The following is a 10,023-nucleotide window of genomic DNA, read 5'->3' as shown; positions in this document are numbered from 1 at the left end:
ACTCTTTGCCTCGCAGTTCCGTTCGACCTCCCTCGCCGAAAAGGTGGCGAAGACGTTGCAGAGGCACGGCGTGGCGGCCGACCGGATCGAACTCGAACTGACCGAGAACATCGCGGTCAGGAATACACGCGCCGTGGTGGAAACGCTGACCGCGTTGCGAGCATTGGGCGTCGGGATCGCACTCGACGATTTCGGTACCGGCTTTGCTTCGCTCAGCGTGCTGCGGGACTTTCCGATCACCAGGCTCAAGGTGGACCGCAGCTTCGTCGCCGACATCGCCGTGGGGTCTGATCAGTCCGCCGTGGTGGACAGCATCCTGACGTTGGGACGCGCCTTCGGCGTGGAAGTCATCGCCGAGGGGATCGAGACGATCGTGCAGGCCCGGTGGCTGCGCGCGAAGGGCTGCCACGAAGGGCAAGGATGGCACTATGGCTACCCGGTCCTCCCGACGGAGATTGAGGCCATCGTCTCGGCTGCAAAGGGTCACGCCGCACGCTGGTCGGCGTGATCCTCGTTGCTTGCAGGCAGCAGGAGGCACAAATTACGGCAATCCTACTGCCGTCTTGATCGGGGCGAACCACCGTCTTGACCAGCAAGGACCGGTCAACCGTCGGTTAGAACGGACCGATTTTCCTTCATGTCCAAAGCGCGAGCGAGGGCGCGTGCGTCATAGGGCTTGGCCAGCACGACGCAGTTTTCCTCCTTCGCCACCGCACCTGGGTCACCGGTCGCGAACACCACCAGCGCATCAGGCCGTAGCGCCCGCGCCTTGGCGGCCAGTTCCTGTCCCGAGGCACCAGGAAGATTGAGATCGGTGACCAGCACGTCGACCGGCGTCGTCTGAAGCGCCGTCAGCGCCTCCTCCGCACTGGCGGCCTCGACAACCACAAAACCCGCCTCCTCCAGCATTTCGCCCGTGTTCATCCGGATCAGGTCGTCGTCCTCGACGAGCAATGCGGTCCGTCGGATCGTCGCACTGGGGGCGATCGGAGCCGCGCACACGAAATCTGTCGCAGGAGCCGCGGGCGCCGGTGCGGACGCCTGTCGACGCTGCTGTTGGTTGGCCAGCACGTGGCGGAACTTCCGGGCAAGGGCATCGCGCGTATAGGGCTTCGATAGCAGCTCGACGCCCTTGTCGAGCCGACCGCCATGAACGATCGAGTTTTCGGTGTATCCGCTGGTGAACAGCACGGCGATGTTGGGCAGCCGCTCGCGCGCCTTGCGGGCCAGTTCGGGGCTCTTGAGCGTGCCGGGCATCACCACGTCGGTAAAGAGCATGTCGATCGCCACGCCGCTTTCGACCACCGCCAGTGCGCTGGTCGCATCGGGCGCCTTCAGGACGCGGTAGCCCAGATCGGTCAGCATCTCGACGACGGTCGTGCGCACTTCCTCGTCGTCCTCGACGACGAGGACCGTCTCCGTTCCGCCCGTGATCGGTCCCGTATCGACTAGGACCTCGACATCTTCCGATTCCGTGGCACGCGGCAGATACAGCCGGATCGTGGTGCCTTCGCCGACCTCAGAGTAGATCTTTACGTGACCGCCGGACTGCTTGACGAAGCCGTAGACCATGGAGAGGCCAAGCCCCGACCCCTTGCCCTCGGCCTTGGTCGAGAAGAAGGGCTCGAACACCTTGGCGACGATCTCGGGCGACATGCCCGAACCGGTGTCGGTCACCGCCAGCATGACGTACTGACCAGGCGTGACTTCTTCGTGCGCACGGGCATAGGCGTCGTCGAGATGGGCGTTGGCGAGCTCGATGGTCAGCTTGCCGCGCCCCTCCATCGCGTCGCGCGCATTGATGGCAAGGTTGAGCAGCGCATTCTCGATCTGGTTGGGATCGATGAAGGTGTTCCAAAGACCGCCGGAGAAGACAGTCTCGACCTCGATCGCCTCGCCGATCGCGCGGCGCAGGATGTCGTCCATTCCCTGCACGAAGCGGGTGACGTTCACGACCTTCGGCTCGAGCGCCTGACGGCGCCCGAAGGCGAGAAGCTGGGCGGCCAGTTTAGCGCCGCGCGATACGCCTGCCATGGCGTTCGTCACACGCCGCTCGGCACGCTCGTTGCCCGCGACGTCCCGGGCCAGCAGTTGCAGATTGCCGCCAACCACCTGCAGCAGATTGTTGAAGTCGTGCGCAACGCCGCCCGTCAGCTTGCCGACCGTCTCCATCTTCTGCGCCTGTGCCAGCTTGGCTTCGGCCTGACGCCGTTCGCCGATCTCGGCGATGACGCGGCTTTCCAGCGTCTCGTTCAGCTGACGCAGCTGGTCCTCGGCACGTTCGCGGTGGCGCACCTGGCGTGACAGGTTATCCGCGTGTTCACGCAGCGCCATTTCGGCCGCGCGCTGATGCGAGATGTCGGTGTGAACACCGACCCATTCGGTGATTTCGCCCGCGTCGTTCAGGATAGGGAGCGCACGAATGGCAAAGGTCCGCCATTCGCCGTCATGGCGACGGACGCGGTGTTCATGGACGAACATGCTGCGCGAGGCGACCGACTCGTTCCAGGCCATAACGCTGCCAGCAGCATCGTCGGGGTGGACCGCCGAGGACCAGCCGAAGCCTTGATATTCGGCGATGCTCTGGCCGGTGAGCGCAGCCCAGCCTGGCTGTTCCCCGAGCATCCGCCCATCCGCGCTGTTGGTCCACAGGACGCCGTGCACTGCCTCCATAGCGGTACGGAAACGGCTGTTGCTCGCCTTGATCTGCGCTTCCCGTTCGGCTCGTTCTCCGACGTCGATGCCCAGGATGTAGACGCCGTGTGTGATGCCATCATCGTCGACATGGGGCACGTAGCGGATCTCGGTCTGGCGGGGGCCTAGCTCGCGATGCTGGAGCACCGTCTCCGCCACGATTGAAGCCCCTGCGAGCGAGGCATCGAGGTCTGCACGACGATTGCCATAGGCGACGTCGCCGATCACGTCTCGCACATGCCTGCCGACCATGGCGTCGGGCGCTATGCCGAACCAGGTCTGATAGTCGGCATTGGCGAAGCGGTAGACATGATCCCGATCGACATAGGAAACGAGCATCGGCACGGCGTCAGTAATCCGACGCAGTTCCGCCTCGCTGGCCGCGACCTTCCGCTCGGCTGCGACGCGCGCGCTGTTGTCGATGATCGTGCACAAGACGCCACCCGGCTGGCCATCTGCATCGTAGACGGGCGTGTAGAACAGGCCGAGGAACAAAGTCTGTGGGCCATCGGAGCGCTGAAAGACGATGGGCTGGTCGAGATGGGACTGAGCTTCACCCTTCAGGACGGCAGCAAGCACCGGACCATTCCAGTCCCAGACCTCCGGAAATGCCTCGGCGACCGGCATCCCGAGCGCCAGCGGATGCCGGTCGCCTGCGATTTCCCGATATGCGTCATTGTAGAACATGACGTGGTCGGGGCCCCACATGAGCACCTTGGCGACGGGTGAATTGACCAGATTGGAGATCGTCGCACGCATCTCGTGCGACCATCCTTGCGGTGTCCCGAGTGAAGTTCGGCTCCAATCCCGATTGCGAATGAGTGCGCCACATTCCCCACCAGAGGCGGGCCAGTCCTGAAGCATCGGCCGGGCCACCACGCCCTGTCCGTCACGCAGGGCACGCAGGCCCGCCCGGACGACTTCACTGACATTGGCATAGTCGCCCGTGGCGATGCTGTCCGCAATGAAGCTCTTCAGCTCAGGGGTCAGCGAAACATTGCAGGAAAGTCGGGAGGTCATGCCTCGCACTGCGCGTACGTCACATTCGTGTCAATAGATGGCACAGGCCCTTGAAATAAGGGCAATCAATCTTCGCGAACGGGCGCGTCGCCTGCTGGCCTATCCGCTTTGGCACATCCCGATCTTGTGGAAGGCATCCTTGAGATCTCGCTCGCGAAGCGGCTTGCTCAGGATGATTCCGGGAGGGTCGCAAGGTTTACATTCGCCGGGAGTCGCGCTGATGAAGATGACCGGTAGGGTGCCCAGCCGTTCATGGATCTGGGCCACCGCCATGGGGCCGGTACCCTCGACCAGCTTCACGTCGGAGGTTATCAATTCCGGGCGATGTGCCATCGCCGCCGCCACCGCATCCTGTTCGGTAACGGCGAAATCGAACGACGTCGCACCTTCCTCCTCGAGCATCACCTGGATGCTCATGGCGATGAATGGTTCATCCTCGATAATCAGTACATGACACATGATCCGGCTCCCGACCCGACCAATTCATAACGCTTGCCAAGGTCGATCCGGTTCCTGTCGATCACGCATATGTTGCTGATGCAGCTTGGAAACGCTTGGTGATGATCGGGAACATAATGTCCCTCTGAACGATCAGTCGGCCCACGAAATGGCGAATATTCCCATTTCGCAATGGCTCCAGCCAGGTTCCTTCAGGCCAGTATGGGCGACGTTCGTTTTGGGTGCGGCCAATGTAGAGGTGACACGAGTGAGCGAAGACTGCCCGGCTTATTTCGAACGACGCACCAATGAGGAATTGACCTTGGCCAAGTCGGTCGACGACCTGACCCTGAAGGCGCGGCATTTGAACAGGGCCGCTTATTTCGCCGCAGCTGGGGAACGGGCGCGCGACACGGTAGAGACATCCGGCTGAGAAAGGTGACCGGACGGTTGGACCAGCTCATGTTCGCTTCGAAATTCCGTTGATCCGGCCCCAGCTGAAGCCGTTCATCCAACTCATGCGCAGCATGAGTTCGGCATGGGTGATCGGGCAATCGACCGCCGAGCCCAGAGGTGCGACACCCGCCCTCCGTCCAGCATCGAATGCCTCGTTCATCGCGACCAGCCACCAGTACATCGTGGGCAAATGACCCGCGGCCCTGACCATGGCCATCAATCAGATTATAAGATTGGCTACGTGTCGAGATAAACCGCATTGCCGAGCCATGCCTCCCGGTCGCCACGGGTTAATGCCCCGATCCGTAACATTTTTTTCGATTGCGGCGCCGCCGTCGCCGCTAATAAGGATCGCGATAACAATCATGCGATGCCAGCAGCGGAACCGTCCTTGAATACGATGACCAGAGAGGAACTCGAGGCGGAGGTCGCGCACCTGCGCGCGGCACTGGCGCAAGCGGAGATCCGGGCTGACCGGTTCGGCCAACGACAGACGGAACAGGAACATCGGCACCTGACCGACCTGACGGTAAGCCGCAGGCAGACCATCGAGGCCAATGGGCGAACCATCGCGGCGCAAGAACGCGAACAGGCTGCGGCGAAAACCCATCGGCGACACATTGCGGATGCCTTGGCGGACCTGAGCGATTCTCGGGAACTGGTCGCCATGCTCAGGGAAAGCCAGATCGCGCTCGCTGCCAGCGAGGCCAGACAGCGCGCGATTTTCGAAAACGCCACCGACATTGCAATGATCGTCACCGATCCGTCAGGCATCATCACCGACTGGAATCCAGGCGCACAGACCGTGCTCGGCTGGACTGCCGAGGAAATGGTGGGCCAGGATGCAGAACGGTTCTTCACGCCGGAAGACCGCGAAAGCGATCGTATCGAATACGAGATGTCCGGCGCCCTCCGGAACGGTCGTGCCACCGACGAGCGATGGCATCTGCGCAAGGACGGCGAGCGATTCTGGGCCTCGGGCGAGATGCTGCCATTGTTCGATGCGGATGATCGACATCTCGGCTTCGTCAAAATGCTGCGTGACCGGACGCACGAGCATCTGAGCGGCGTCGCCCTCCGGCATGCGCAGGAGCGATTTCAGACGATCATCGACACGATCGATGCCGCCTTTGCCATCGTCGAGGTCAAGTTCGACGCTGACGACAGACCGATCGACTATCGCTTCCTCGAAGCGAACCCTGCATTCGCCGAGCAGTCGGGTGTCGATCTTCGCGGCAAGTGGGTCACCGAGTTCGCACCTGACTTGGAGCGTTTCTGGTTCGAGACCTATGGCCATGTCGCGAGGACGGGCGAGCCGACCAACTTCGAGAACTATGCCGAGGCGTTCGGACGCTGGTTCGACGTACGTACTGTTCGCGTCGGTGACCCTGCCGATCGACAGATCGCTATCCTGTTCAACGACGTCACTGCACGTCGCGAAGCACAGGAAAAGCTGAGGGAAAGCGAGGCCATTGCACGACAGAATGTCGAGCGCGTGCAGCTTGCGCTCGCTGCGGGTGCCATCATCGGTACTTGGCACTGGGATGTTCCTGGTGATCGCTTCACGATCGACGAGGCGTTCGCCCATACCTTCGGACTGGATCCCGCATTGGGTCGCGAGGGCATCCCGCTCGAGCAGATCGTCGCTACCGTTCACCCGGACGACCAAGCTGGCCTCGCGGAAGCGATCGGAGCCGTCATTGCCCGCGGCGGCCCCTATGCGCACCAGTACCGCGTGCGTCGAACCGATGGCCGCTATTACTGGATCGAGGCGAATGGCCGCGTCGATATGGGCCCAGATGGCACTGCACAGAGCTTCCCTGGCGTACTGATCGACGTCGAGGAACGCCGTGCGGTGGAAGCCGACCGCGACCGTGCGACCGCAGCCCTTCGCACGCTTACCGAAACACTCGAGCAGCGGGTCGCCGACCGGACGGCCGAGCTGATGGAGGCGGAAGAACGTCTGCGTCAAAGTCAGAAGATGGAGGCGATCGGCCAGCTCACCGGGGGAGTGGCGCACGACTTCAACAACCTGCTGACGGTCATCCGCGGCTCGGTCGACCTGCTGCGGCGGGACAATGTCGCACCGGAGAAGCGCCAGCGCTATCTCGATGCGATCGGCGACACCGCCGATCGCGCGGCCAAGCTGACCGGCCAGCTTCTCGCCTTCGCCCGTCGGCAGACGCTGGAGCCGGAAGTGTTCGAGGTCGGGCAGCGGCTCGATGCCATCACCGACATGCTCGACAGCATCACGGGCAGCCGTGTGCTCGTCCGATTCGAGGTCCCGAACGGCATATGCCGCGTGCGCGCAGACGTCAGCCAGTTCGAGACGGCCTTGGTCAACCTCGCCGTCAACGCACGCGATGCGATGAATGGCGAGGGCACGGTAACGATCCGCCTGCGATGCGATGCGCAGATGCCGTCGATACGCGGGCATGGCCCCGGGACGGGCCACTTCGTCGCCATATCGCTCACCGATACTGGCACCGGCATCTCACCCGAGGATCTGGAGCGCATCTTCGAGCCCTTCTTCACCACCAAGGACGTGGGCAAGGGCACTGGTCTGGGCCTCAGCCAGGTCTTCGGCTTTGCCAAGCAGTCAGGCGGCGACGTCGACGTCTCGAGCGTGGTCGGAGAGGGTGCGACATTCACCCTCTATCTTCCACAGGCCGATCCGGCGATTGTCGCAGAAGGGCGGCCCGCCGATCAGCAGGATAACATCGACGGAGGGGGCCGCTGCGTGCTCGTGGTCGAAGACAATATCGGCGTCGGCCAGTTCGCGACCCAGCTGCTCGAGGACATGGGCTATCAGACTGCGTGGGTAACCAGCGCGGAGGAGGCCCTCGAACGGTTGGGTTCCGATGGCGACGGCTTCGACATCGTGTTCTCGGACGTCGTGATGCCCGGCATGGGCGGTGTCGAGCTGGCCAAGCGGCTTATGCGGGATCTGCCTGACATGCCTGTCGTGCTCGCCAGCGGCTATAGCCATGTCCTTGCGCAGGAAGGTGTCGAAGGCATCGATCTGCTCCGCAAGCCCTATTCCGCCGGCCAGCTGTCGGTCGCGCTGCAACGTCGTATCGCACGATCTGGCGAACGCCGACACTGACACTTGCCGAATGATGGGGTGTTCACAAATTCGACCTCTGCCGGGCGGAGCCGCCCATTAAGCCGAAAGGTGGTCGATCACGCCCAGTACATGGCGTGGGTCGAACGGCTTTCCCACGAACACCGCCCGGTCGGGTAGGTCGGCTGCAGATGGATTAGCCATGCCCGAAACGACGATGAGGATCGTTGGCGGATAGCGGTCGCGGACGAAGTGGGCGAGTTTCACGCCGTCCATGGATCCTGGCATCTGCACATCGGTCAGCACGATACGAATGGACGCGTTCGCAGCGAGCACCTCGATCGCCTCGTCCGCGTCCTCGGCTTCGAACACCTTGAAGCCTCGGTCTTCGAAAAAGTCCACAAGGTCGTAGCGGACGAAAGGCTCGTCCTCGACGATGAGGATGCTGCGTGGGGGAATGGCCTGTCCCATGTCAGTCGTCGATCAGTTGGCCGGTGTCGCCGAGTGGCGCATCGATCCGGAACACGACGCCTTCGACTGGGAAATCCAGTAACGTCCTGCCTCTGAAATAGGCCCCGAGCGAGCGCTCAATCATACGCGAGCCGAAGCCGCGCTGCGTCGGTTGCACGACCGGCGGCCCATCCCGTTCCTGCCAGATCAGATGGAAGCAGGACGCTCCGTTGTTGCCATTCACCTGCCATCGCAGCGCTACCGATCCCGTGTCGTTGCTGAGCGCGCCATACTTGGTCGCGTTGGTCGCCAATTCATGGAGAGCCAGGGTCAACGCCAGAGCGACCTGCGAGTTCAATCGGATGCGCGGGCCTTCGATCGTGATCCTGTCCTTCATGCCAGACACGGCCGACATGCCGGCATCGACGACGTCGTGAAGCTCAGCCGGTTGCCACGCGGTGGTGGTCAAAACGTCGGTAGCCCGCCCGAGCGATGCAAGCCTCGAGGAAAAGGCAGCTGATGCGTCCTCGACGCTATGCGTTCCGCGCAGCGTCTGATTGGCAATGGACTGGACCAGGGTCAGCACGTTCTTGAGACGGTGGCTCAATTCGCCGTTTAGAAGCCGCTGCTGTTCGCGTGATTCGTGCAATGCGGTATGGTCGCGCGACACCGACAGGACGCGAGCAGGCTGACCATCGGGGCCGGGAATGGGCGAGACGGATACCGACCACCATTTCGGAATGCCGATATAGGTGTCGGCTGCGGCCTCGAAATGCGACGAGCGTCCTTCGGCCGCCGCCTGCAGCGCTGCGCGGGCCTGGACCGAGCCGCCGTCCTTGAGGAAATCAGGCCAGGGGCAACCACGTACGGCATTGAAGTCGCTGATGTCCATCACCTTCATGCCGCCTTCGCTCATGAAGGTCAGGTTGCCGTCCAGATCCAGGACCTTGATGCAGTCAGTCGACGCCGCAAGGACGCTGGACAGGAAGGCCTCGCGTTCCGCTGACGAACGCTCCCGCTCGACCAACTCTGCATTGAGGGAGACCGACCGACGCATGGATTCGCGCAGCTCGCCGGCAAGCATGACCATGCCCGTCAGGATCACGACGAAGAGGCCTGCCGCCACCCACTGCGGTTCCGGCAACCAATAGTCGTTGGAGGCGCTTCCGATCGAAAGGGCACCGGCAAGCGTAGACAGCGCGGCGGCAAACAACCCGGCCCCCTGTCCGAACACTAGCGCAACGCCGATCGCCGCAGGAATGAACAGCAGCCATGGAAGTTCGTCGGGCACGAAAAGGATGCGTGCCGTGGCCACCAGCGCTATCGCCAAGGCGGCCAAGGCGTATCGCGTGACACCCGGCAAAGGCCGATCGAAGGACCAGATGACGATCCGGTCGAAAATGCTGCTCGGTCGTGTTCTGATCATTCCGCCATCCGAAAGCGGACCTCGCCCCCCGGCCTGTCCCTGCGTCTTCGCTAATCTAGATCACTGCATATGACCACAATTAACACCACCGCTTGGAAATTTTCGCTACTTTAAGAATGTTTCCTGCGATGAAGCGTTTACGGGTCTTCATCCTATCATGAAGTCGGCGCAAGCCTGCTTCAAACGATGGGTCGGGGGCTTATGGCAAGCGGTCGAAGTTATCGCTCGCGTTTTCTCGTCATTCTGCGAGATTTGACAGGGGCAGTCCGCAGCGGACTCGCTCAAATAGACGGTCGTCTATTACGCTTCGCGCTAGAAGATGGACCGTTCGCCGCCAGTCGGTTTCCCTCCCCAATCGAGGACGCTGCACAGTATCTATATTCGGCAATAATGAGCGAACGTGCTGCTTGACCTTCATAGCACGAGAGGGCTGGTGCGCTCGAAAGGACCAATTGCTGGGGTCCGCCCTATGTCA

At 62.3% G+C, this 10,023-nt stretch carries 8 protein-coding genes; 3 read left to right on the top strand and 5 right to left on the bottom strand.

The window, feature by feature from the left end; all coding sequences use genetic code 11:
* Positions 1–508, top strand: a 508-nt coding sequence (locus SSA01S_RS18145) for an EAL domain-containing protein (RefSeq protein WP_156477944.1), incomplete at its 5' end; no start/stop codon positions are given.
* Between the two features lie 95 nt (positions 509–603).
* On the opposite strand, the gene SSA01S_RS18140 is transcribed toward SSA01S_RS18145, so the two are convergent.
* On the bottom strand, positions 604–3,714 hold the full coding sequence (locus tag SSA01S_RS18140; RefSeq protein WP_082795182.1) for a hybrid sensor histidine kinase/response regulator: 3,111 nt from the start codon (positions 3,712–3,714) through the stop codon (positions 604–606).
* Positions 3,715–3,813: 99 nt separating this feature from the next.
* Positions 3,814–4,173, bottom strand: coding sequence for a response regulator (locus SSA01S_RS18135; protein ID WP_061781519.1), 360 nt, complete (start codon positions 4,171–4,173; stop codon positions 3,814–3,816).
* Positions 4,174–4,321: 148 nt separating this feature from the next.
* On the opposite strand from SSA01S_RS18135, the gene SSA01S_RS19715 reads away from it, so the two are divergent.
* Positions 4,322–4,585 carry a hypothetical protein gene (locus SSA01S_RS19715; RefSeq protein WP_156477942.1) on the top strand — a complete coding sequence of 88 codons (264 nt, stop codon included), beginning with the start codon at positions 4,322–4,324 and terminating at the stop codon, positions 4,583–4,585.
* A 27-nt stretch (positions 4,586–4,612) separates the two neighbouring features.
* Here the strand turns inward: SSA01S_RS19715 and SSA01S_RS18130 are convergent, their stop codons facing one another.
* Positions 4,613–4,825 (bottom strand): hypothetical protein, encoded by a 213-nt coding sequence (locus SSA01S_RS18130; protein WP_061781518.1) that lies wholly within the window; start codon positions 4,823–4,825, stop codon positions 4,613–4,615.
* Positions 4,826–5,008: 183 nt separating this feature from the next.
* Here SSA01S_RS18130 and SSA01S_RS18125 point away from each other — a divergent pair, with 183 nt between their 5' ends.
* Positions 5,009–7,714, top strand: a complete 2,706-nt coding sequence (locus tag SSA01S_RS18125; RefSeq protein WP_206379111.1) for a PAS domain S-box protein — start codon at positions 5,009–5,011, stop codon at positions 7,712–7,714.
* 57 nt (positions 7,715–7,771) lie between these two features.
* Here the strand turns inward: SSA01S_RS18125 and SSA01S_RS18120 are convergent, their stop codons facing one another.
* Together SSA01S_RS18120 and SSA01S_RS18115 are read right to left on the bottom strand one after the other, a co-directional pair.
* Complete coding sequence (locus tag SSA01S_RS18120; RefSeq protein ID WP_061781517.1) at positions 7,772–8,143, bottom strand: response regulator; 372 nt, start codon at positions 8,141–8,143, stop codon at positions 7,772–7,774.
* Between the two features lies 1 nt (position 8,144).
* A complete protein-coding gene (locus tag SSA01S_RS18115) occupies positions 8,145–9,548 on the bottom strand; it encodes a sensor histidine kinase (protein WP_061781516.1) in 1,404 nt (467 codons plus the stop codon).
* Positions 9,549–10,023 lie beyond the last annotated feature (475 nt).

The organism is Sphingomonas sanguinis NBRC 13937 (assembly GCF_001591005.1).
Lineage (GTDB): Bacteria > Pseudomonadota > Alphaproteobacteria > Sphingomonadales > Sphingomonadaceae > Sphingomonas > Sphingomonas sanguinis.
The sequence above is the reverse complement of the archived record's forward strand: the minus strand, read 5'-3'. Positions and strand labels throughout refer to the sequence as shown.

Excerpts from the sequence above, each read along its gene's own strand:
- SSA01S_RS18115 (WP_061781516.1), bottom strand. The coding sequence starts at position 9,548 with ATGATCAGAACACGACCGAGCAGCATTTTCGACCGGATCGTCATCTGG.
- SSA01S_RS18140 (WP_082795182.1), bottom strand. The coding sequence starts at position 3,714 with ATGACCTCCCGACTTTCCTGCAATGTTTCGCTGACCCCTGAGCTGAAG.
- SSA01S_RS18125 (WP_206379111.1), top strand. The coding sequence starts at position 5,009 with ATGACCAGAGAGGAACTCGAGGCGGAGGTCGCGCACCTGCGCGCGGCA.
- SSA01S_RS19715 (WP_156477942.1), top strand. The coding sequence starts at position 4,322 with ATGGCGAATATTCCCATTTCGCAATGGCTCCAGCCAGGTTCCTTCAGG.
- SSA01S_RS18120 (WP_061781517.1), bottom strand. The coding sequence starts at position 8,143 with ATGGGACAGGCCATTCCCCCACGCAGCATCCTCATCGTCGAGGACGAG.
- SSA01S_RS18130 (WP_061781518.1), bottom strand. The coding sequence starts at position 4,825 with ATGGCCATGGTCAGGGCCGCGGGTCATTTGCCCACGATGTACTGGTGG.
- SSA01S_RS18135 (WP_061781519.1), bottom strand. The coding sequence starts at position 4,173 with ATGTGTCATGTACTGATTATCGAGGATGAACCATTCATCGCCATGAGC.